Origin of the sequence: Agromyces italicus DSM 16388, from assembly GCF_000421545.1 — a bacterium.
Lineage (GTDB): Bacteria > Actinomycetota > Actinomycetes > Actinomycetales > Microbacteriaceae > Agromyces > Agromyces italicus.
Genome location: NZ_ATXF01000004.1, coordinates 450,737 through 473,781 on the forward strand (window position 1 = coordinate 450,737; position 23,045 = coordinate 473,781).

Consider the following 23,045-nt stretch of genomic DNA (forward strand, 5'->3'; position numbering starts at 1 on the left):
AGGCGTTGTCGCTCAGGCAGAAGTTCGACCGACGTGCTTTGTGCCGATCTCCTGCAGGCGAAGCTGGACGGCCAGTGCCAGACGGACATCCGCATCGTCGAGGTCGATCACCTCACCCAGCCGACGCAGGCGGTGCCGGAGCGTGTTGGGATGCACCCTCAACACCTCAGCAGCACGCGGCACATCGTACTGATTGGCCGTCCACGCGCGAAGTGTCCTCGCGTACTCAGTCCCGTATCGGAGGTCATGATCCAGTACCAGCCACAGCGGCTCCGCCGCGAACGTTGGACGAAACTTCATGGACTCGAACAGATCGAGAAGGAACACGGAAGCGGCCAGCTCGTCGTTGCGACCGATAGCGCCCCGGCCAAGGGGGCCGTGCACGACGCCGAGCGCCTGTCTCGCCTGCTGAACGCCCGCAGGGACCTCCGACAGCCCGGACAGCGTGCGGCTGAACCCCGCCCGCCATGGCCCGCCCACCAGCTCATCGGCTCGAGTGAGTACGGCGGTCGCAATTCGCTCGAGCAGCTGAGCATCCGCCGTCGCACCGATCACACCGATAGCCTGTCCGTCAAACGCCCCGACGGCGGCCTGAATGCGATACGCGGTCAACTCGCGACGCAGCATGTCGCTCACATAAGCTGCAGCAGATTCGTCCGAGAACCCGTACGGCTGATCGCTGGATCCCCGTGATCGGCTCAGCGCGACCACCGTGCACCTGTCGGCCGGCTTCAAGCCGAACGACTCTTCAGCCTGCTGCATCGGACTCGCTCCGCGAAGCAACCGGTCAAGTCGTTCCGTCTGCGTGCGGCGCTCGATGTCCGCAGCGAGGTTCATCCGTGCCAGGTTCGACGCGGCGACCAGTGCACCCTCTGCGAGAGCCTCCGGCGCGTCGCGTGCGAGTGGTACATCGCCCTCGACGACCCAGATGCTGCCCAGTGCCTGTCCGCCGTCGCGGATGGCGATCGCAAGCCGCGGCCGGTACTCGGCCGGTTTCACACTCCAGACCGCGGTCTCTGATCGCAGCACTGTGTCGTATTCCTCGACGTTCCCTGGATGCGCGGGCACCTGCCGTCCGAGAATCCCGTCTCGGCGCTGATCATCGACCTGCTGTCCCGGAATCGTCGAGTATGCGAGAACCTGCATCGAAAGGTCCTCAATGGCGACGGCACCACCGGCGCGAAGCGCGATGTCATTGGCCAACGAGAACAAATCGGCCGCCCCGTCATACAGGGGGCCGGATCCGGAGATCGCCTGCAACTCATCGATGAGCGTATAGAGCTGTCCCCAGGGTATCGCCTCCTCGCACAGCAGCACCGCGATGCCACAGCTCTCGGCCTCCGCCATGATCCCCGGGTCGGGTTCCCTGGTGCGGATCACCAGGGCTGCGACTCCCCGGCCCGCGGCGCACACGACGAGCTCGACGTTGGGTCGTCCGGGTACGAGAACCACTGCATCGGGCTGCATTCCCTGCGTGTCGGCGGGGTCGAAGATGGTGGGAGCTCCGATCGGCACCTCGAGGCCGCGCGGGAGGACGAGCGCGCGCACTGTCTTCTCACCGAGGCTTTCCAGCAGAGCCCCCAGGGTCAGTCCACTCGGTGTCACCGCATCACCTCCGAACATGGTTCACCTTCGGCGCAGCATCCGCCCACGTCGCTCTCCCAGGAACTCACCATCGATGATGACAGGTTCGCCGTCGAGGAGCACATGGACGACGCCCGTGGGCCGAACATCCGGCCGCTCGTAGGTCCCTGCGTGACCGATCGTCTGCGGATCGAACACGACGATGTCCGCCGCCGCACCGGAACCCAGCCACCCGCGATCGTACAGGCTGAACTGGCTCGCCGTGGCAGAGCTGACCTTCCGGATGGCCTCGGAGAGATCGACCACCGCACCATCGCGAACGTAGGTTCCGAGGAACGTCGGAAAGGTGCCGAAGGCGCGAGGATGACTCGGCCCGACCGGCGACCCGCCATCGGATCCGATCGCGACCAGCGGATCGGCCATGATGGCCAGCACATCCGCTTCATCCATCGTGTGGCACACGGTGTCGGCGTAGGGATCTGCGATCAGCAGATCGCAGAGCGCATCCCATGGACGACGCCCTTCGAGCACGTCGGCCAGACGCTTGCCCGAGACTGCCGGGTCCTGATGATGCAGGATCTGAACGTCCTCCGGATGCACCTCCCGCCAGAGCCCCACGCCCATCCCGTTATTAGGATTCTCCGCCAGCGCCTGGAGATCGGCACGGGTTCGGCCGTCCCTCAGTCGCGCCCGCATCGCTTCGACGCCGCCCTCGCAGGCCGCGGGCGGCAGCATCGCCGATAGTCCGGTCGAGAAGGCCCGATAGGGGTACTGGTCTCCACGAATGTCCAGACCCGACCGGCGAGCACCGGACAGTCTGTCGAGGATGAGCTGAGACGATCCGTGCATAGCACGCCCGGAGGCCTTGCAATGAGACACCTGCAACCGGATCCCCGCCGATCGCGCGACGTCGATCGCCTCGTCGAGCGAGTCCGCGAGTCCCTCGCTCTCGCTCCGAGCGTGCGTCGCGTACGTCGCGCCGTATTGACGCGCAACGCGCGCCAATGCCGAGAGCTCGTGCCGTTCTGCGTACGCCCCGGGCACATACTCGAGCCCCGTGGAGAAGCCGACCGCACCGGCCTCGAACGCCTCGCTGAATCTCCGGCACATCTCCTCCAGACCGTCAGGCGGCAGCTGCCGATCCATCCCGGCGACGGAGATCCGCACCGTATTGTGCCCGATCAGCGCGGCGAGGTGGTTGGTCGTGCCCGCCGAGTCGACCGCACTCATGTACGCCTCGAAGTCGGCGAACTGCGGTTCATCGGCGTCGTTGCGGAGGGCGGAGGCTGCGGGCGCCGGGGAGAATCCACAGTTGCCGACAATCTCCGTGGTGACGCCCTGGAAGAGCTTGAAGGGCTGCGCTTCTGGGAGAAAGGGCACCCCATCCGAGTGGGTATGCGCGTCGATGAAACCCGGAGCGACGACGAGTCCGGTCACATCGATCGTCCGCCGCGCTGGACCGAGATCTGCCCCGACCGCTACAACCCGGCCGTCATGGACGGCGACGTCCGAAGCCGCCGAGGGAGAACCGAATCCGTCGTGAACCGTTCCGCCAGTCAGGATCAGGTCATGCATTTGCGCGCTCCTCGCGGAATGTGACGGGGGCCGGCGGCACCGAAGCCACCAGCCGCCGCGTATACGAATGTGTTGGCTCATCGAGGATTGCGGCGGTCGCTCCGGTTTCGACGACCTTTCCATGGAGCAAGACCACTACTCGATCGGTGATCTGCCGCACGACGGCCAGATCATGAGTGACGAACAGGAGCGCCGTTCCGGCATTCGCGCTAATGGTGCGCAGGAGTTCCAGGATGTGAGCTTGCACCGAGACATCGAGGGACGCCGTTGGCTCATCGCAGATCAACAGAGCTGGGTTCACGGCGAGCGCGCGGGCTATCGCGACCCGCTGCTTCTCGCCGCCTGAGAGCCTGTTCGGCCGGAGCAGCGCGTATTTCTTCGGGAGTCCGACCAGGTCGAGCAACTCATCGACGGAGCGGCGTTCAGCCCGCTGAACTCTGCCCGCGGCCTCTGCCAGTGCCGCGCCCACCGTCATCGACGGGTTCAGCGAAGTTGATGGATCTTGGAAGACGCACTGCACAAGCGAGCGCATCTGCCGCTTTCCGCTGGCTGACAGCCTGTGGGGGTATGTGATGTCGAGACCATCGAGCATGATCCGCCCACCGTCCGGGCTAGCCAAGCCGAGTACGCAGCGAGCCAAGGTCGTCTTTCCGGATCCAGACTCACCGATCAGTCCGACTCGTTCTCCGGGCTGGACTGTGAGGGTCACAGCGTCGAGCGCGCGGACCTGCCCGTAGTCCTTGCGTAGTTCGGCAACGGTTAGGAGCGGTTTGCCTAACGCGGGTGTTTCCTGTGCGTGCTCCACAGCATCACCGGGCGGGGCCGTTTCGGCGGGTGCAACGTCATACAGGCAGGCGGTCGCGTGCAAGTCTGCGACGATCCTCAGCGGTGGACGCGTCTCCACACAATCGGGTCGGCGCTGTGGGCACCGGTCAGCGAAAGCGCATTTGTGCGTGACATCGGCCGCCCGGGGAACCGATCCGGGGATCGCGACGAGTTGGCTGATGCGACGTTCGAGTACCGGCAGTGCGCCGATAAGGCCCGCCGTGTACGGATGCCTAGGATTCCGCGCAACGTCTTCGCTGAGTCCGGTCTCCAGTACGCGACCGGCGTACATCACCTGAACTTTGTCGCAGATCGCGAACGCCACTCTCAGGTCGTGCGTGATGAGCAGCACGGCCATTCCGCGGGCCTTTTGTACGCTGCGAAGGAGCTGCATGATTTCTGCCTGGATGGTCGCATCCAGTGCTGTGGTCGGCTCGTCCGCGATCAGAAGCTCCGGATCTCCTGCTAGAACTGCTGCGATCGCCACCCTCTGTCGCATTCCTCCGGAGAGCTGGAACGGGTATCGCGATGCCACGCGTGGGTCGGAGATGCCGACCTCGGCGAGTCTCTTTTCGATCTCCCCTCGGCGGCGCCGAAGCCCCCGGGGTAGCGACTCAGTGATGTGCGCGCCGACGGTCTTGAGGGGATTCAACATGGTGAAGGGGTCCTGCATGAGCAGTCCGACGCGTCGGCCGCGTACCGTGCGCAGCAATCGTTCGCTCGCATCGACGAGTTCCGTTCCGGACATCGTGACGGAACCAGTGGTGGTGAGCGAGGGCGGGAGGAGCCCTGCGACAGCGCGAGCCAATAGCGATTTGCCACTGCCGGATTCGCCCACCAGGCCAACCGTTTCTCCGGCGTCGATGTCGAGGTCGACGTCGTCGACGATCCGCCGCTCTTCGAGGCTCACCGAGAGACCTCGCACACGAAGCAGATCCGTCATTCGGAGAACCCCTTACCGGCATCGAGCCGCTCATAGATGCTGTCGCCGAGCAGTGTGGCAGCGCAGGCGGTGATTGTAATCAGAAGCGCGGGCGCGATCGCCGCCCAAGGGTTGATGTCCAGAATGCCTCTATTCTCCTGGATCATCAGACCCCAGTCCGGCGTCCCTGCCGGAAGGCCGATGCCGAGGAACGACAGTCCAGCCAAGGCGACCAGGGCGAAAACGAAGCTGAGAAGCAGGTTCGCCACCACTGTCGGTGCCAAGTTGGGAAGGACATGCCGGAACATGATGCGGCGAGCCGGGATGCCGAGAGTTCGCGCGGCATCTACGTACGCGAGTTCCCGTTGACTCATGGTGACGCTGCGGACCATCCGGATGTCCGATGGTGCACCGAGGATGATGAGCGTGATCACGGAGATGGCGTAGCCGCCGCCCGCGACACCCACAACGACGATCAGCACGAGCAGCCCCGGGAGCGCGAACATCAAGTCGGTGAGTCGCATCAGCATCGTGTCCAGCCAACCTTGGCGGTATCCGGCGAGGAGGCCGAGCGTCGTCCCGAGGACGGTCGTACCGACTGCGATCAGAACCGGCGCAATCAGCGCCGTGTGCGCGCCCTCCAGGAGTCGGGAGAGGACGTCTCGCCCGAGATCGTCCGTGCCTAGCCAGTGCGCGGCGGACGGCCCCGTGGGGCCGAGGCCGACGTTCTGCAGAGCCGGATCGTAGGGCGCTATCCAATGCCCAACGGCCGCGGCGATCAGCATGATGCCGAGCACGATCATTGCTGCGATGGTCAGCGCGGGTCTGCGCGCGCGCGGCGTCCGCTTCCGGCCGGCAGCCGCTACTGACCCGGTGAATGCATCGGACTGGTCGGCCGTCGCCCCCCGGGGTAGAAGCTCGTTCTGGGCCATTACGCCCTCCCTTGGCGGATCTGCGGGTTGACGATGACATAGGCGACGTCGACGAGCAGATTCGCGACGATTACGACGACGCCGCTGAGCAACACGAGCGCCTGCACAACTGGGATGTCCTTCTGGGTCACCGACTGCACGAGCAACGAGCCCAGGCCCGGGAGGCTGAACGCCTGCTCGACGAATACGGCCCCAGTCAGATACCCGGCGATGATCAGTCCGGCGATCGTCAAAACGGGGAGCGCAGAGTTGCGCAGCAGATAGCTTTCCCAGATGCCGAACCTGGACAACCCTCGAGCCCGAGCGAAAGTGATGTAGTCCTGTTCGCCGACCTGCAACGCTGCTGCCCGGGTATGCCTTGTTAGCACTGCGGCGGGCCCGAGCGCCAGTGCGATCGCGGGGAGGACGTAGTGGCTGAGATCACCCGTCCCGTATACGGGGAACCATCGCAGCTGTATCGCGAAGCCGTAGAGGAGCACCAGCGCGATCGCGAAGGGTGGGAAGGACAAGAACACGAGGGATACCAGGGTGATGGAGCGATCCAGCCGTCCTCCACGGCGGATCCCTGCTGCGAGTCCCGCGGGGATGCCGACTGCCAGAGTTACCACGGCGGCGAGTAGCGCGAGTGTGACCGTCACGTTCACCCGCTCGCTGAGCATTGAGATGACGGGCTGCCGCACGGTGATCGACGTTCCAAAGTCTCCGGTCAGCGCTTGGCTGAGCCAATGCCAGTATCGAACAGGGAACGGCTCATCCAGCAGGAATTGAGCCCGGATGGCAGCGATGGTCTCCGGGGTCGCCGGCCGATCGCCCAGCAAGGCGCGCTCCGGTCCGCCGGGTGACAGCGCAAGCAGTGCGTAGGTGAGGAGGGAAAGCACGAGCAGCAGTAACACGGCAGCGATAAGCCGCCGTGCTACAAGCTTGACGACGACCATTACTGGTCCACGGGCCGGATCGCCGAGAAGTAGTCGCGCGTCCACACTCCAATATCGCCGGCGTACCGCTCGTTCAGAGCGATGCCCGCATTGGTGCTGTAGAGCGGAACGTACAGGGCCTGGTCTGCCACCTCGGTGAGGATATCCGTCACCACCAGCTTCCGAGCGTCGCCGGTGAGGGAGAGCGCCTCCGTTACCTTGGCGTCCATCTCAGGCGTCGAGTATTGCGAGAAGTTGAAGCCCTCCGCCTTCGCCCCCGTGCTCGTAAGGAAGTCGGGAAGAAGCTCGCCGACATCGGCACTCCCGTATCCGAGATCAGTGATACCGATGGTGAGATCCTCGTGCCTCATCAGCGTCGACCAGTACGCATCGTCCGGCACGGGGTTGAGTACTACCTCGATCCCGATCGTTGAGAGATCAGCCGCGATCGCCTGCAGAGCATCCGCCGATTCCGATCCGCTCGAGTAATTGACAGTCATCTCGAAACCATCCGGGAACTCTGACTTCGCGAGTTCGGACTTCGCGGCGTCTAGATCGTAAGGGTAACTCGGCAGATCGGATGTGACTTCTTCAAAGTCGTCGCCGTACAGTGCCTTGAGCTGCGGGACGGTCACGATCGTCTGTGCCGGCTGAGCCTGGTCGCCGACGACGAGTCGCTGCACGGCTTCCGTGTTCACAGCGTGGGCGATGGCTCGGCGGACATGCACATCGGACAAGTGCGGATCCTGGACATTGAGATAGATGGACGCGATTGAGTTGCCTGCGAAGAATCGCGTGTCCACCCCCTTCATGTCGGTCCACTTCCGCGCGTCCTCCGGTGGAATGAAACTGGTGCCGTCGACACTTCCCGAGGAGATTGCCAGGCGCATCGCCTCCGGGTCGGTGATCGCGACCACCTTGACTCGTTCAATCGCCGGCTTCGGCCCCCAATACTCGCTGTTAGCCTCTAGGACGATGCCATCCGTGAGGGAGAACTTCGTCACCTTATACGGGCCGGTGCCGATCACGCCGACCTCGGGAGTACCCAGATCCTGCGGGTGCGCCTCGGCCAGGGATTTCGGCACCACCTGCCAGACCATCGGTGCGCTGGCCAGGAAGGCCTGAGTGGGGAACTTCAGATCGACCGTGACCTCGTGCTTGCCTGACGCGCGAACGGACTCCACAGCGGTGAGCAATCCGGCAGCCTGCGACGCAACGGCTGGATCCAAATGACGTTCCAAGGAGAAAGCGACATCCTCCGCTGTCATCGGCGTACCGTCAGAGAAGACAACGTCGTCCCGGAGCTCGAAGACATAGGTATCGGGGGTCGGCTGCGTCCAGGCCTTCGCCAGTTGCGGGACGATCTGACCATCGGCGTCCAACGCTACGGGCGACTGCAGGACACTGGACTGCACAAAGGTGGACGGCCCGTTGAATCCATGAGCGATGTCCAGCACGTCTGCCTGACTCGAAGTCGCCATAGTTAGTGTGTCCGCGCTCGTGTCACCTGCCGGGCCTACGCAGCCAGTCAGAGTAAGCGCGGCAGAGGCAGCGCAGAGCAAAACGGCTCCGCGTCGTCGAGAAAGTCGGGTGGTCGTCATTGGGTTCACCTTTGTTCTGGGTAGGGGAGTTCTAAGCAGGTTCGTCGGAAGTCGTTGTTGTCCTGAGGGTCAGGGCGTCAATGGGCGGCTGCTCATCCAGCGTCCCTGAGGCTGGGCGGAACGCCGAAGGGTATCGAGCCGTCTGACTGGCGAGTGAAGCGCATCCTGAACACACCGGGTGCGCTAACGAGGAGGTCGTTTCCGTCGCGCCGGAGCGTCAGCATCTCGCCGGCCCGGAAGGTTCCACCGGGGCCGGGCATGACCGGCACGACCATCCTCAGTCCGAGCTCCAACTGTCCGGAATCGGTGATGATCGCCAGAATGCTCAACTCGCTGCTGCGGTAGATTCCTGCGGGCAAGCTGCTATCAGCAAGCGGCGGCGCAACACGACGATAGGCCGCCGGAGCGCCCGGGCGCCGGATGGATTCGATGAGCATCGTGTCGTCGGTGGTCGCGCTGATCCGTGATTCGGCCCACTCGCCGACACCGTGCCAGGTCCCGTCGAGTGTTAGATCGAAGCGGCCGGAGGGATGTCCTTCAGCCAACCTCACCCCAGCACGGTCGACGGCCGTGATCTTCATCGGCTCGTCCGTCGCCGAATTGATCCAGAAGCCGTCGAGTGCTGCGGCGGCTTCGGGTTCTTCGACCCGCTGGCTGGGTGACTCGGCTGGAAGGTCCGCGACGATGCCCAGGACGGCGGCCGCGAGCTCTGCGGCATCCACCGACGAATTGTTGCTCAGCACGGCGACGCCGAGATGCGTCTTGGGAGAAACCACAAGGTGCGATCGATAGCCGGGAACACCCCCAGAGTGGCCGAAGACGGGCTCGCCTCCGATTTCCCAGTGATACAGGCCGAAACAGTACGGACGGGGAGAGTCAGAACCAAATGCTGCAGGGTCGATGAGAAGGTCGCGTAGGTCGGTGCCGAGTACTCGACCGTCCTCAAGGAAGCCGAACCAATGGCCGAGGTCGACGAGGTTGGTTGCTAGTCCGCCGTCCCCTACAGCGCATTCCTCGGTACCCGCTCGCCGCACGCTCTCCTGATTCACCGCATAGCCGTCGGCGAGTCCCGTGAGGGGCTGCTCGCTATCGTCACGGAAGAGTGTTGATGTCATTCCGAGAGGGTCGAAGATCCGCTCTGAGGCGAACTCGCGCAATGTCTTGCCAGTGACGCGCGAGATAATCGACGCGATCAGGACGTACCCGGTGTTCGAGTATGAGAAATCGGTGCCCGGGGTGAAGTTGAGTTCAGCCAACCCAGCAACGAAGGCAAGAACTTGATCTTGGGTTATTCGCGTGAGCGGACGACCAGCCATGGCGCTGAGCGCTAGCCATTCGGGAAGTCCTCCGGTGTGACGAAGTGCTTGGGCGATCGTCACAGGCTGACTCAGACGAAGCTCCGGCAGATAAGTTCGGATGTCATCCTGCAGCGAGAGCACGCCATCTCTGCAAAGCAACAACGCAGCGGTTGCCGTGAATTGCTTGCTCATGGAGGCGATGTCGAAGCGCGTATCGATCCCGACAGGCGCGGCGAACTCGACGTTCGCAAGGCCCGCCGAGGCGTGATGAATGAGTCGTCCATCGGAGTACACGCCGACGGCGACCCCTGGAGCGCCCGAGTCCACCGTGGAGCGAACGGCCTCGACAACTCGGTCTTCGAATGACATGCCGTCATGCTCTCACCGTTCCCTGGGGACCCAGTTGTCGTAACAGCCAAAGTCGTCGGCGGGCACGTTGTCCTCGGCCACACCAGTGACTGGGCTGACCTGTCCGCTACACATTCGATCGGCGACGCTGGGCGCTGACGCAGCGGCGGCGAGTGGGCCGAGATGCGAATCAGCGGCGACCGCCGCCACCGGAGACTCCAGCCCGGCAACATCTGAGTTGCGCGTCCTGCTGCGAACACCTTAGCCGCCGTCTCTGCGATTCCTGCTGTTCACCCGCCTCGAACACGGATCACATTCGAACGTGGACGAGCGTCCCACGCCTCTTGCAGATCGAGGGCGCACCTTCTCCGCGACGACGGAGGTAGGACGCGGTGACGGTGTCGATGCGGGTCATGAGTGCCGGCGACGGATTCCGGTATCTCCTGCGCACTGTCGCGGCCGGTGACGGTGAACGCTCGCTCGCGACGCCGCTCACGCGGTACTACGAGGCGAAGGGCACGCCGCCTGGGCGCTGGATGGGCAACGGTGTCCGCGGGCTCGGCGACGGGCAGCTCGCCCCTGGCGATGAAGTTACCGAGGAACAGCTTCAACTGCTGATAGGGCTCGGGCGCGATCCTGTCACCGGCGATCCGCTTGGCCGAGCCTTCCCGCAGTACGAGGGAGGCAGGCGCGCCGTGGCCGGGTTCGACTTCACCTTCTCGGTGCCGAAGGCGGCGAGCGTACTCTGGGGCGTCGCGGATGCCGCGACGCAGGAAATCATCGCGCGCGCACACCACGACGCGGTCGACCAGGTGGTCGCATTCATGGACCGTGAGGTCGCCGCCACCCGTACGGGCGTGGCGGCTGGCGATGGCGCTGTTGCACAGGTCGATGTCGCTGGCTTGATCGCAACGGCGTTCGATCATTTCGACAGTCGCGCGGGCGATCCGCACCTGCACACGCATGTCGTGGTGAGCAACAAGGTGCAGACGGTGCTCGATGGCAAATGGCGATCCCTTGACGGCCGCCCATTGCACGGCGCGGTCGTGGCTCTGTCAGAGTTGCACGAGGCGCTCTTCATGGATGCGCTCACGCGTGCGCTCGGCGTCGATTGGGAGCAGCGCGAGCGCGGCCGCGACCGCAATCCGGCTTGGGCGATCGCCGCGGTGCCCGAGGCGCTGCTCACGGAGTTCTCGACGCGCTCGCGCCACATCGACGCCGTGACCGATCGTCTCATCGCCGCGTACGTGGAGGCGCGCGGCCATCGCCCGAGTCGGGCGACGATCATGAAGCTCCGCGCGCAGGCGACGCTGTCGACGCGTCCCGAGAAACACGTGCGCTCGCTCGCCGAGCTCACGCGCGGGTGGCGGGAGCGTGCAACGCGGGTGCTCGGGCAGGATGCAACGGCATGGGCGCGCATTGCATCCACGGATGTCTCGCCGCCGGTGTTGCACGCCGAAGACATGCCGCTCGACGTCGTTGCAACGCTCGGCGCGCAGGTGTTGCAGGCAGTCAGCGAGAAGCGTGCAACGTGGCGGCACTGGAATCTCGCCGCCGAGGCCGCACGGCAAACCATGCAGTACCGGTTGGCAATGGCTTCCGATCGTGAGGCCGTCATCGGCCTCGTCGTCGACGCGGCCGAGCGTGCGTCATTGCGCATCACCCCGCCCGAGCTCGCGTCCAGCCCGGCTGTGTTCCAGCGCAATGACGGCTCTTCGGTCTTCCGCCCGAAGCACTCCACCGTCTACACGTCCGAGGCGCTGATCGACGCTGAGGCGCGGCTTCGCGAGCGGGCGACGGATGTCTCGGGGCCGACGATCGCTACCGCCACGTTGCACGAGGCCGCCCGCCGACGCTTGCCAGGCGGCGGCACCCTCGGTGACGACCAGACGGGCGCGTTGCGGGCGATCATCGAATCGGGCCGCATCGTCGACGTGCTCGTCGGCCCTGCCGGCGCTGGTAAGTCCACCGTCATGGGCGTTCTCCGCCGCTCATGGGAGGCTGAGCACGGCCGCGGCTCCATCATCGGCCTTGCCCCGTCGGCCGCCGCCGCACACGTCCTCGCCGAAGACCTCGGCATCGCAACCGAGAACCTTGCGATGTGGTGGCAGAACTACGTCGCCCATGGCGACGCATTCCGAGCCAACCAGTTGGTGATCGTCGACGAGGCATCCTTGGCCGGCACGCTCGCCCTTGACCGGGTGAGCACGCTCGCCGCGTCGGCAGGTGCAAAGGTGCTACTCGTCGGCGACTACGCCCAACTGCAATCCGTGGATGCAGGTGGCGCGTTCGCGATGCTGGTGCACGACCGGTGCGATGCGCCTGAACTCGTCGACGTGCACCGATTCGTGTACGAGTGGGAGAAGGCGGCTTCCCTCGGCCTGCGGCGTGGCGACGAGGAATCCATCGATCGCTATCTCGCGCACGACCGCGTGCAGGAAGGCGACACCGAGGAGATGGCGGATGCCGCTTACCTCGCGTGGCGGGCCGACGCCCGCGCGGGCCGGGTGAGCGTGCTGATCAGTGACTCGAACGAGGCCGTTGCAGCCCTGAACGAGCGGGCGCGCACGGACTCGATTCTCGACGGGCGGGTGGATGCCCTGCACGAGGTCAGCCTGCATGACGGAACCCGCGCCGCGGTCGGAGACATGATCATCACCCGCCACAACGACCGGCGTCTGCGCGCCGGTCGGGCATGGGTTCGCAACGGCGACCGATGGACGGTCCTCGCCGTGCACCGCAACGGCGCGCTCGAGGTGCGGCGTCAGGGGCGCCGGTGGGGGAGCAGCACACTCGTGCCCGCAGGGTACGTCGCCGAGCACGTCGAGCTTGGGTACGCCGTGACCGCGCACCGCGCTCAGGGCCTGACGACAGATACCGCGCACGTCGTCGTCGCCCGCGGCATGACGCGCGAGAACCTCTACGTCGCCATGACCCGCGGACGCGAAGCGAACACCGCGTACGTCGCACTCGACCGCCCAGATATCGCACACACAGGCATCCGGCCCCGTGATTACGTTGACGCGAGTGCCCAGTCGGTGCTCGTCGGCGTGCTTCACCATGTCGGTGCGGAACTTTCGGCACACGAGATGATCACCGCCGAGCAGGAGACCTGGGGATCGATCGCGCAGCTCGCCGCCGAGTACGAGACCATCGCTGCCGCCGCACAGCACCAGCGCTGGGTTGCGCTTGTGCGAGGCAGCGGGCTCACTGGCGAGCAGGCGGATGCTGTGGTCGGCTCGGAAGCCTTCGGGCCTCTCGGGGCGGAGCTCCGTCGGGCGGAGGCATACCGGGCGGATGTCGAACGGCTGCTGATCCGGGTGGTCGGGCAGCGCGGTTTCGAGGATGCCGCGGACATCGCCGCAGTCCTCCGGGCTCGGGTTGCGCGAGCGATGGTGCAGGATGCCGCGGCCAGACCTCGTGGGCCCGCGCCACGTCTCGTCGCCGGGCTGGTGCCGATCGCTGGCGGACCGATGGATGCCGCATCGAAGCGTGCGCTGCGCGAGCGAGCCGATCTCATCGAGGCGCGAGCGATGGCGTTGGCTGAGCAGGCTATCGGGTCGGGGGAGTCGTGGATACGCGCACTCGGGGCACTGCCCATCGGCTCCGGCGAAGGATTGTGGCGCCGATATGCGGCCACTGTTGCCGCGTACCGCGACCGCTATGGGATCGTCGGCGGCCGTCCGCTCGGCGTCGGGCAACCGACATCCGATGCCCAGAAGGCGGATTCCACGCGCGCTCGCGCCGCCCTCGCGGCCGCCCGCCGAATCGCGGATCGCGAGAACGACCCGACCCGCGACCATGTGCCGAACGTCAACGCCGGCCTTTCGGATGTCGGTCTTCGGGTCTAAAGTGCGGATCAGGCAGCAATCAATGTGTTCGCCATTGTTCGATGCGATGGCACGACGACCGACAGGCCGTCTCTCCAGGTTCTCGCTGCTGACCGATCGGAGAGCAGCCGCATGTTCGCACTCGTCTGGGCCATGAGCGTCCGCACCGGAGTATTCCTCCGTCGCTTCATGCCGACCAGCATCTTGCTGGACGCCATCCACACGCGTCGCGGCCTGAAGTGGGGCATGCCTGCGATGCTGCTCGCGATTCCGTACCTGCTCGCCGCCGTCGCATTCGCCGAGATGACGCAGCACGGCGGCTGGTTCAGCGCACTGGCGCTGCTGTGCATGTGGAACGCATTCAAGTTGCTCGTCGCCGGCCCCGCGACCCTCGTTCGGCTGATTCGTGTGCGCGCACGCGAGGCCCGCGCTCGCCGGATTCTCGCAATGCTCGAACTCGATGCCGAGCAGGAGCATGCCTGGGCAGCGGAGCCGGCGCTCCGAAACTGAAGGACGGTCGCGCGGCACGGCACGGTCGGCGCACCTCTCGTTCACGGCAGGCTGGTCGCGTACGAGCACGCCGACAGGGAGGCCCCGTCATGACGATTTCGCAGGAGCAGTTCGACGACTTGCTCGGACGCACCGCGCTGGCCGCGCTGTTCTACTACCCCGAGGTCACGGTCGAGAACGGCGAGTACCGCATCCAGGATGATGTCGAGTACTGCCTACAGGCTGTCGAGGGACTGCCCGCCGCCGATATCGAGCGTCTGGGTCAAGCGGTCGCGCGAGCGATCGCCGACCCGACCGCGTACCGGTCCGAGCTTCTCGCGCTTGTCGCCGAACTGGCGCCGCCACCGAGCAAGTAGGGATCATGAGCGGCCTGGTCGACAAGGACGCTGCGCCGCAGCCGGGGCCGGAGTCTCGCACGGCCCAGCGAGACGAGGATGCGCGCGCGCGAAAGCGCGAGCGCGACCGACGATACCGGCTTGAGCATCCGGAGGAGCTCGCCGCGCAGCGCCGCAGGTGGGTTGAGGCGAACCGTGACCGGATCCGCGAGTCGAACCATCGGTGGCGCTTAGAGCATCTCGAGCGCGCCCGTGAGCTTAATCGTGACTCGATGCGCCGCGCCGCTGACCGAAAGCGTCGCGAGGCCGAGACTCGAGCAAAGGCGCGTGTACGCGTGCGTGTTTGGCGGGAGGAGCATCCTGATCGCGTTCGGGAGTATCAGCGCGATTGGGTTGAGGCGAACCGCGACAAGGTGCGCGAGTGCTACAACCGCTACTACCGCGCTCACCGTGACGAGGTGAACGACCGGGCGACGGCCCGCCGCGACGCCGATCCTGCGGGCACCACAGCGAGAAAGCAGGCATGGGCCGCGGACCACAAAGAGCGCCGCGCTGAGCTGCAGCGCGCCCGCCGCGCCGATCCGGATGTGTACGCGGCCGAGCTCCAGGCGAACGCCGCTACCCGCCGACTCAAGCGCTCCCTCGCACGGGCGGGCCTGCCGCCGAAGCGTCTACACCCGGCGACCGCTGCTGAACGCCGCGCCAACGAGCGAGCCGCCGTCGCGTTCTTCGGTGACCCCTCGCTCCCGGAGCACGTGCACCAGTCGACGGTCTTCGTCGAGAATCTAACGAAGCACATGCTCCTGCACCACGCCCGGATGCGCGAGTTCGCCGAATCCTACGTCGCGACCCGTGAACGGATGGGCCTGCCGCCGGCGAACGCAGACGATGTGATGTGGGCGAGGGCGGTTGACGTTGTGCTCGACAGCAGTCCACGGGTCGATTTGCTCACGAGCCGGGATGTCGCTGCAGCCGTGCGGGCTGCGAAGGTGACGGTGCGGAGGGCTGAGCAGAAGCGGCAGCACGAGCGGCTCGTTCAGGCAGTCGTGGTGCACGTACAGCGGAATCGGGTGCGGCTCGCCGTGGACGCGGCGATGGAAAGCCGCGCTCGCCGCAGGCGAGGCAAGCCATCCGTCGATCGAGACGAACTCCTGGTCCGAATCGCGCTGCAAGAAGTAGCAGCGCAGGTGCCGACAACCTTGCTGGCCGCTGGGGACATCCGCAAGGCGCTTGGTCGCGCATCTTTTGCGCTCGGTCAGATGCTCGATGCAGGATCGAGTGACTATCAGCGCGGCCGTTGTCTGGAGGCGTGAACATACCCATTCGACAACTGGCACGGTCGCGCGCGTCGTGAGCATCTGTTACCAAGCGAGCTGCTGCATTGTCCATGGCGTCGTCACCGCTGCACGCTTCAACCCGCCGATGGGTGTCGCGATCGACTCGTCGGGGGACCGCTCTATTGGCCTGGGCAGGAGGCTCAACGTCGGTGGCCCGGTGCATCATCGATTCCATGACCGAACTTGCCTACATGATCCGTAGCGACTGGGCCCAGCACGGCATGGCGATGACCGAACAGAGCGCCGTCATCCGCGAGTGGCTCGGCGATGCACCGTACCTCTTCCTCGCGCCCGACCTGAAGAAGCACGAGACCGAGAACGACGCCGACCGTGAGTTCGTCGATTTCGTGGAACCCGACGCGTCCCAGCGCCGGGTCTTTGCGCTCTCGGAGCTTGGTCAGTTCCGCCGTAGCGGCGAGGACGGACTCGACCACGCCGTCGTGATTATCCACCCCAACAAGGAACAGGACTGCGAACTGCTCCGCGAAGTCATCCGGGCGGGCCGCGTCGAGCGCATATTCGTCATAATCTGGGCACGAGCCGATGAGGTGCACGTCATGCTCGACGGCCTCGGCGCGGTCGACCTTCACACCGGCGAGACCGCGCCAACCGTTGACCCGGTACAGCTCGAGGCGGCCGTGAGCATGGTCGATGAGCAGTACAACGGGCTCAGCTCGGGACGAGGCAAGGACACTGTCATCCAGCTTCTGCGCGCTTTCACCGCCGCTGGGTATCCGCTCGACGGCGAGGCCTGGCTACGCGCGTTCTACGCGGCAGGCGGCGAGTTCAAGGAAGCGCTGCACATCGACAAGTTCGTGGCCGAGATGCAGAAGGGCGTGAAGCACCGCGTCAAGCAGCGGTATGTGCCCGACATCGTCGATGTGCTCCGCGCACGGGTGGCCGAGTAGTCGCGCGTCTCGTAGCGGCGTCATCCCGGGTAATACCCGCGGTGCGTGTTCGTCGCGATGAAGTTCATCAGCGACTCCCGTTGGATGTACTTGCGTGAGCCCATCTTCGTGTACTCGATGTCGCCGCGGTTGGTCAGTTCGTAGAGCGCCGAGTACGGGATGCCGAGCGCCGCCGCGGCGTCCTTGAGGCTGAGGAGCATCGGGCCGGACTCGGACAGCTTGCTCGGGTGGATGACAGTGGTCTGCTCGGCCTCGATGATCTCCACCTCAGTGGCCTTCGTTTCCCAGTTGCCGAAGTAGGAGTAGGGCTTGGCGAACTCCTCCTGTACCTTGCGAGCGGCGTCTTCCTCGTCGGTGGCGCGCACCCACTTCTCGGCGATCTGCACCCTGGTAACCACGACCTTGTAGCGCATGTACGTCTCCTGCCTACTGACCTTCTTGACCGGAAGCGGTTCCTTCTCGGCTGGCTTCCTACGAGGCATCCGCTGCAGCGCACGACCGAGCGCGGATTCGACCTTGGCCGAGCCCTGTTCGACCGCAACGCGAGGTGCGGCGCGCGCAAGGTGTGCTCGCTCACGGTGGTCTTCCTCGGTGGCTTCAGGCCAGCGTCGACCGCGCTCAGTCGGTGTGGCTCGCCAGGATTTGCCATGCCCGGAAATCTCGATGAGTCCGCGATTCTTCAGTGCCCGCGCCGAGACGCGGTGGCTGTACTCATCTTCGGGATAGACATCAGGAGGGCACCCCGCGACCACCCAGCCGAGGATGGCCTGCTGCGTGGAGTTGAGACGGACCGTACTCCGGTCATCTGGCTCGGTCGCCTTCATCTCATCCACTGATTCATTGTCGTGTGCCTGCACGGCGAACGGCTATACCTGTGCCAGGGCCGCGAGAAGTCCGTTGCGTCGGGGTGTCGGTCGCGAACGTCGGTGGCCAGTGTTCAGATGGATACATGTCCGCAACAGCACCTGCGGATGCTTCAACTTGGAGGCGGCGAGATGGATGCACGCGACACCGTCGTGGTGAACGAGGAACCGGGAGACGAGACTGAGAAGGGTTCGCAAGCGCTCGCGACGAGCACTCGGTCGCTGGCGGGCGCCTACACGGCGTCGATGCCGAAGAGCTGGGGCATCAGCATCGACCAGATCATGCCGACGCTCGACGTGTCGAGGTACGTTCCGAAAATCGATGCGAGCCTGTTCTCGTCGGTGATCGACACCGAGCTGTTGCGGTCGCAGGCGGCGGCCAGTATTGGCGCGGTCACGTCCATGATCACCGCCGCCGACTTCATGCCGAAGCTGGACTTCTCGGAAGCGTGGGCGAGCGTCGGCGCCTCGTCCGTGCTCAAGCTGATGGATTCGGCAGAGCTTCTGAAGCAGTACAGCCTGGCCGAATCGTTCGTGATGCCGGACATCAAGGGCTTCGACTCGATCGCGGCCGGCGCCATTGCCCAGATAAACGAGGCCGGCCAACTCCTCCAACCGGTTCTGGAGCAGTTTCGGGGCATCGACTGGGAAGAAGTCCTCCGGCGTCAGAGCCTGCCGAACAACTGGTCCCGTGGCACCGAGGCCCGCCTGGAGGTGCTCGTCGAGATGGTGGGCCGCGAAGGCATCCCGGCAGCATGGGTACCGCGCGCCGAAGTCCTGGAAGCCCTGCTTGATGCCGCACCAGGCGATGAACGCTCGGAGCTGTTGATCGCGCGTCGTGAGGAGATCCTCGACGATTGCGCTGGCTGGATTGATGACCTCCAGGACGATTTTCTGGAGCCTGTGCTGCCGGTGGCGCGTGAAGTGCTCGACGCCTGCCGTAGTGGTCACTGGCGCGTGGCCGCTATCTCAGCTGTGATCGTCGTTCACAATGTCGTCGAAGCGTTGCACTGGGTCAGCGATCGGCAGCGTGTGGCGAAGCACCACAGCCTCACGATGGATACTCCGTATCCGGAACTGCTCGAGCGCGCGACCCGCGCACCACTCGTGCCGTTCTATGCAGACTGGAACCCGAAGTCCGGACAGCCCCGTCCTGCGCATGTCACGCGCCACGTCGTATCCCACCACCTCGATGCCGACCAGGTGACCGAGCGCAATTGCATCGTCGCCGTGATGCTGATGTCGTCGCTGCTTGTCACCGTCTATCAGCTTGAGCTCGGCGAAGGCGAGCGCGCCGCGTAACCCGTGCCAGGCGCTCGGGGGTACGGGATTCAACCAACGTTCCTAAGCCGTGTGCCGAAGTAACGTGGAGCTATGCCCAGCCCTGAAGACTGGATCGCGGCGACCGGCCCACGAGCCGTCAGCGCCGATCCGGAGGATCATGCCACCCCCGACACGGTGCTGGGCAACTCCAGTCTGTCGCTCGTTGCCAAGGGACTCTATGCCCTGGTGCTGGTAGGGCAGGGGCGACCGGTAAATCCCTTCGAGGATCTCGAAGATGTTCGCGTGGCGATTGAAGAGCTCGTGGACGCCGGCCTTGTCATTCGCATCGAAAGTTCGTGATGGAGTTTGAGGCGGCGACGCCGACGACATGGAATCGGGCGGGACTCGAAGCGGCGGGCTACGCAGGCTTTGTGACGTTCGGTGAGCTTCGGCGGCTCGGGGCGTCAACGAAGCCAGGCGTCTACGTCGTCCTTCGTTCACCCTCCACGCAGCCCACATTTCTACCTGTCAGTCCCGCGGGGAAAGCTAAGAGCTTCACGGAGGATGTCGCGCACCTCCAGCGAAACTGGATTCCAGGCGCAGAGGTCATCTACATCGGCCTCGCTACGCATGGCGCCCGGCGAGACGGTATCCACCGACGGTTGAAGCAGTTCCGACGCACCGGAGCGGGGACAGCGGACAACCACGGTGGCGGCGTCTGGATCTTTCAACTCGCCGACGCCAACGACCTCATGGTGTGCTGGCGAGCGGCCGACGATGAAGCTGATGCGTACGTTGCCGCCTTGGAGCATCACCTAATCGCGGACTTCGCTGCTCGGGCTGAGCAAGGGCGCTGGCCGTTCGCGAATCGGAAGGCGTGATCACCCGGATACGAACCAGTTTCTGTCTTGGAAAGTTCGACCATCCTCGCGCGCCGCGAAGGTCGGACATCATCGACGACTCGACGGCCTGTCGCCTGATGCCGTTGTACGCGACTATCGCAATCGCAGCGACAACTCCGACGACGACGATGACCAACTCGACGAGATTCAAGCCGTGTCGGCGTGAGATGTAGCTCGAAGTGCGGCCTCGGATAGCGGTTGGTGCAAGTTCGCGACTGGTGCGGGAAGGTCGACGCGCCATTACTGCGCCTGGCTATGAAACATGAGAACGATCGATTCAATGGGGGCGGCTGGACGTCGCGTCTGTCACGTCGGCAGAGCCAGATAGCCTGACTGGGATGGCAGACCCGTCCGACTATGAACTCGCCGCGTGGCGCGACGTCCAGCGCTTCAAGGGACGCCCACTGTCCCGAGCGATGCGAGGCGTCGGCGAGCAGATGGCGCTCGGCTTCTCAGCGATCGGCACCCAGGCAACGACGTACCTCGCGAAGCACCCCAAGACTCAAGCGGTCGTGGCGAAGGGGCAAGGAGCCGCGGTCAAGACCGCCCAGGTTGTCGGGACGGGAGCGAAGCAGGCGGTCGGCGCGATCCCCGACGGCGTGACGGACTGGAGCGGCCAGGCGTTCGATTCGATTCGGCGCATCGTGGGAAGGATCTCTCGCGTCGCGCTGTCGCCGGCCCGGGTGGTCGAGCTGCATCAGAAGCGCGGGCACGATGTAACGGATCTCGCAGATGTCCGGCGACTCGACCTGAAGCAGGTCGACCTCGTTCGTGGACGCGCGGCGAATTGGTACTACCCGGCTACTGCGGCGCTTTCTGGCGCCGGTGCGGGCTTCTTGATTACCGGCGGCGAGCTCGCAGTACCCGTGTCCGGTGGTGCATCAGCCGCCCCATCTGGCGCCGTGATCGCGGGCGCCATGGTCGGCGACGCCGCAATCGTCCTCGGTCTGGCATCCCGCTGCGTCGGTCAGGTGTCGCTCCACTACGGCTACGACCCTGAGGAGCCCGCGGAGAAGCTCTTCATCATGTCCGTCGTCAACGCCGGTACCGCACTGTCCGCCACGGCAAAGACTGCCGCGATGGCCGATGTTTCTCGGCTCACCCAGGCGCTCGTACGCGGCAAAGTGTGGAGCATTCTCGACAAGTCAGTCGTCTCCCAAGTGTCGAAGCAGTTCGCCAAGGCATTCGGCGTTCGCATCACGAAGCAGTCGCTCGGCAAGGTCGTCCCAGTGGCAGGAATCGTCCTCGGTGGCACCTTCAACTGGACGACGCTCGAGGCGATCGTGGATGCTGCGAACATCGCGTACCGACATCGGTTCCTTCTCGAGAAGTACCCGTCACTCGCAGCCGAAGAGGTGCCTGTATCCGTCACTGCCGAAGCCGCTGAGGACGCGGACGAGACAATCAGCGTCCTTCGGGAAGTCTCGGACGCTGGAGGCCCGGACCTCGAATAGTGAGGCAACGACGGGGACTCCGTACACCGCGGACTCCGGGTACTTTGCTCAGCGCAACCGCTCGACGTCGGGGTACGCCGATACGGTGGCCACGAGGCGGGGGAGCTTCCGGCCGTGTAGGACCAACCAGAACTCGGGGATGACCAATGAGCGTTGAACTGAACTTCGGCGACAGCCTGGCGGTGCTGCTCGTCGACGGCGTCGAGGAGACTCCGTACGTCGGCGCCACCCTTCGTATGAAGGAGGCCGGCGTCGAGGTCGAGGTCCCGTACATGCCGGGCTTCGTCGTGCCGCAGTTCGACCACGTCGCCCAGTGGTTCCGCCGGATGACCCCGCCAGAGAATGTGCTGGTTCACACCCGCGAAGGCAATATCCAGCTCTTCGGCTGCCGCTGGAACGGGCATGCCGATGCAGCCGGTTCGAGAGTCGGGAGCGGACGCTTCTCTGCGACCGAGGCGCTGCTTCATGACCGCGATGGCGCCCTCTTGGAGCCGCTAACAGTGAAGACGTGCCAAAGTCGTGCCGACGGGCTCAATCGGTGGTCGCGGGTCACGGCGGTGAGCTCGGAAGCGACCCGAGACGAGGAGCGCCGAGCCAACGCGCTCGACGTTCGGGTTGAGAGCCCGGAACCTATCGAATGGCGGCAGGGGGACGCACTCATACGGGTGAGGGCAACGTGGCGTTTCGCACCTCGCGAAGATGGCTACGAGCGTGTCCACGAGCTGGAAGACAATGTCGTCATTGAAAGCGAGTGGGAGCAGCCCCGTCCGTTCGTTGACCACCTTGTCGAGCAACGCAAGGCGCTGCACCTGCTGGTCTTCCTGTTCGGTACGGCGCTGTCATTCCGTGAGCATCGTGTGCGTGACGAGTCAATCGCCGCCCGCCTTATGGGTGGGGAGATCTTCGAGCATCCGTTCGTCGAGGTCATCAGCGCCCGCACTATCCGGGAGCGGGCGCAGCCCATCCCGTCGAAGGACAAGCTCGGACGACCTCTGCTCGTATTGGAGGAGCTCGGCGCGGAAGGCCTCGCCGAATGGGCATCGAACTACGACGCGTGGGAGCGGTTCATCTTGCCGGCTGTTTCGATTGTCGGTCGGCGCCACCGCTTCGCGGAGGACATCGTCATGTCGACGTCAATGAGCCTGGAAGCTGCGGGACAACTGCTCGGTGAACGACCCGGCGAAGCCGCTACGTACCATCGAGGGCGGCGAACTACGGCGACGTATGTGTATCGCTGCTTGGAGCTGCTGGGCATCCGCTGGGGCGACTACATTCACAGCCAGGTCGGGCTGGCCAAGGCAATCGCGAATAACTACAACTCGGTCAAGCACGCTGACCGCGGCTCCTTCCCTGACCATGCTGAGACGTTCCTCATTGGCGATGTGAACGAACTCGTCGTCCGCCTCCTCGCTGTTCACCTCACCGGGCAGGCAGACGAACTACTGGGTCGATATCGGGAAGGGTCGGAGCTCTGGGAGATCAAGCAGCGCTTCGATGCCTATCGCATTCGCATTGCTGACGTCGCCGGGACATGGCAAGCCATTCCCTCCGACGCGGCAGCGGACGGCGCAACCTGAGGCGCGTGACAGCGGTCAATCGTTGTGAAATGAACTGTGGGCATTGACTTTCGGAACGGCCAGTTCG

General features: G+C 65.0%; 18 protein-coding genes. 10 read left to right on the forward strand and 8 right to left on the reverse strand.

The features are described 5' to 3' along the window. Positions 1-12: 12 nt before the first annotated feature. The 7 genes from H516_RS0102525 to H516_RS21105 form a co-directional block, all read right to left on the reverse strand. Complete coding sequence (locus H516_RS0102525; protein ID WP_022888152.1) at positions 13-1,623, reverse strand: PucR family transcriptional regulator; 1,611 nt, start codon at positions 1,621-1,623, stop codon at positions 13-15. Between the two features lie 3 nt (positions 1,624-1,626). After that, on the reverse strand, positions 1,627-3,159 hold the full coding sequence (locus tag H516_RS0102530) for an N-acyl-D-amino-acid deacylase family protein (protein ID WP_022888153.1): 1,533 nt from the start codon (positions 3,157-3,159) through the stop codon (positions 1,627-1,629). Then, positions 3,152-4,927 (reverse strand): dipeptide ABC transporter ATP-binding protein, encoded by a 1,776-nt coding sequence (locus H516_RS0102535; RefSeq protein WP_022888154.1) that lies wholly within the window; start codon positions 4,925-4,927, stop codon positions 3,152-3,154. The genes H516_RS0102530 and H516_RS0102535 overlap by 8 nt, the downstream gene beginning before the upstream one ends. Beyond that, a complete protein-coding gene (locus tag H516_RS17880; RefSeq protein ID WP_211217057.1) occupies positions 4,924-5,838 on the reverse strand; it encodes an ABC transporter permease in 915 nt (304 codons plus the stop codon). The genes H516_RS0102535 and H516_RS17880 overlap by 4 nt, the downstream gene beginning before the upstream one ends. After that, complete coding sequence (locus tag H516_RS0102545) at positions 5,838-6,773, reverse strand: ABC transporter permease (protein WP_022888156.1); 936 nt, start codon at positions 6,771-6,773, stop codon at positions 5,838-5,840. The genes H516_RS17880 and H516_RS0102545 overlap by 1 nt, the downstream gene beginning before the upstream one ends. Beyond that, positions 6,773-8,209 (reverse strand): ABC transporter substrate-binding protein, encoded by a 1,437-nt coding sequence (locus tag H516_RS0102550; protein ID WP_026378325.1) that lies wholly within the window; start codon positions 8,207-8,209, stop codon positions 6,773-6,775. The genes H516_RS0102545 and H516_RS0102550 overlap by 1 nt, the downstream gene beginning before the upstream one ends. A 236-nt stretch (positions 8,210-8,445) precedes the next feature. Beyond that, positions 8,446-10,020, reverse strand: a complete 1,575-nt coding sequence (locus H516_RS21105) for a serine hydrolase domain-containing protein (RefSeq protein ID WP_084620213.1) — start codon at positions 10,018-10,020, stop codon at positions 8,446-8,448. A gap of 383 nt (positions 10,021-10,403) precedes the next feature. Between H516_RS21105 and mobF the strand changes: the two genes are divergently transcribed. From mobF to H516_RS0102585, 5 genes are all read left to right on the forward strand, one after another. Beyond that, a complete protein-coding gene (mobF, locus tag H516_RS17890; RefSeq protein WP_051138687.1) occupies positions 10,404-13,850 on the forward strand; it encodes a MobF family relaxase in 3,447 nt (1,148 codons plus the stop codon). A gap of 24 nt (positions 13,851-13,874) precedes the next feature. Next, positions 13,875-14,339 (forward strand): hypothetical protein, encoded by a 465-nt coding sequence (locus H516_RS17895; protein WP_342663192.1) that lies wholly within the window; start codon positions 13,875-13,877, stop codon positions 14,337-14,339. An 89-nt stretch (positions 14,340-14,428) separates the two neighbouring features. After that, a complete protein-coding gene (locus H516_RS0102570; RefSeq protein WP_022888161.1) occupies positions 14,429-14,695 on the forward strand; it encodes a hypothetical protein in 267 nt (88 codons plus the stop codon). A 5-nt stretch (positions 14,696-14,700) separates the two neighbouring features. After that, complete coding sequence (locus H516_RS0102580; RefSeq protein ID WP_157432118.1) at positions 14,701-15,987, forward strand: hypothetical protein; 1,287 nt, start codon at positions 14,701-14,703, stop codon at positions 15,985-15,987. Between the two features lie 197 nt (positions 15,988-16,184). After that, positions 16,185-16,919: a hypothetical protein gene (locus H516_RS0102585; protein ID WP_022888164.1), complete on the forward strand. Its 735-nt coding sequence runs from the start codon at positions 16,185-16,187 to the stop codon at positions 16,917-16,919. Between the two features lie 20 nt (positions 16,920-16,939). Here the strand turns inward: H516_RS0102585 and H516_RS21515 are convergent, their stop codons facing one another. After that, positions 16,940-17,743 carry a helix-turn-helix domain-containing protein gene (locus tag H516_RS21515; RefSeq protein ID WP_245561712.1) on the reverse strand — a complete coding sequence of 268 codons (804 nt, stop codon included), beginning with the start codon at positions 17,741-17,743 and terminating at the stop codon, positions 16,940-16,942. 171 nt (positions 17,744-17,914) lie between these two features. Here H516_RS21515 and H516_RS0102600 point away from each other — a divergent pair, with 171 nt between their 5' ends. The 5 genes from H516_RS0102600 to H516_RS0102625 all read left to right on the forward strand — a co-directional run bounded on the left by H516_RS0102600 (position 17,915) and on the right by H516_RS0102625 (position 22,978). Further along, positions 17,915-19,084: a hypothetical protein gene (locus H516_RS0102600; protein ID WP_157432119.1), complete on the forward strand. Its 1,170-nt coding sequence runs from the start codon at positions 17,915-17,917 to the stop codon at positions 19,082-19,084. A 72-nt stretch (positions 19,085-19,156) separates the two neighbouring features. After that, complete coding sequence (locus H516_RS0102605; RefSeq protein WP_022888168.1) at positions 19,157-19,405, forward strand: hypothetical protein; 249 nt, start codon at positions 19,157-19,159, stop codon at positions 19,403-19,405. After that, on the forward strand, positions 19,405-19,926 hold the full coding sequence (locus H516_RS0102610) for a hypothetical protein (protein ID WP_022888169.1): 522 nt from the start codon (positions 19,405-19,407) through the stop codon (positions 19,924-19,926). Before H516_RS0102605 ends, H516_RS0102610 begins: the two co-directional genes overlap by 1 nt. Positions 19,927-20,285: 359 nt before the next feature. Continuing rightward, positions 20,286-21,401, forward strand: a complete 1,116-nt coding sequence (locus H516_RS17905; RefSeq protein ID WP_022888170.1) for an EcsC family protein — start codon at positions 20,286-20,288, stop codon at positions 21,399-21,401. Between the two features lie 146 nt (positions 21,402-21,547). Beyond that, positions 21,548-22,978 carry an ApeA N-terminal domain 1-containing protein gene (locus H516_RS0102625; RefSeq protein ID WP_022888172.1) on the forward strand — a complete coding sequence of 477 codons (1,431 nt, stop codon included), beginning with the start codon at positions 21,548-21,550 and terminating at the stop codon, positions 22,976-22,978. Positions 22,979-23,045: the final 67 nt, after the last annotated feature.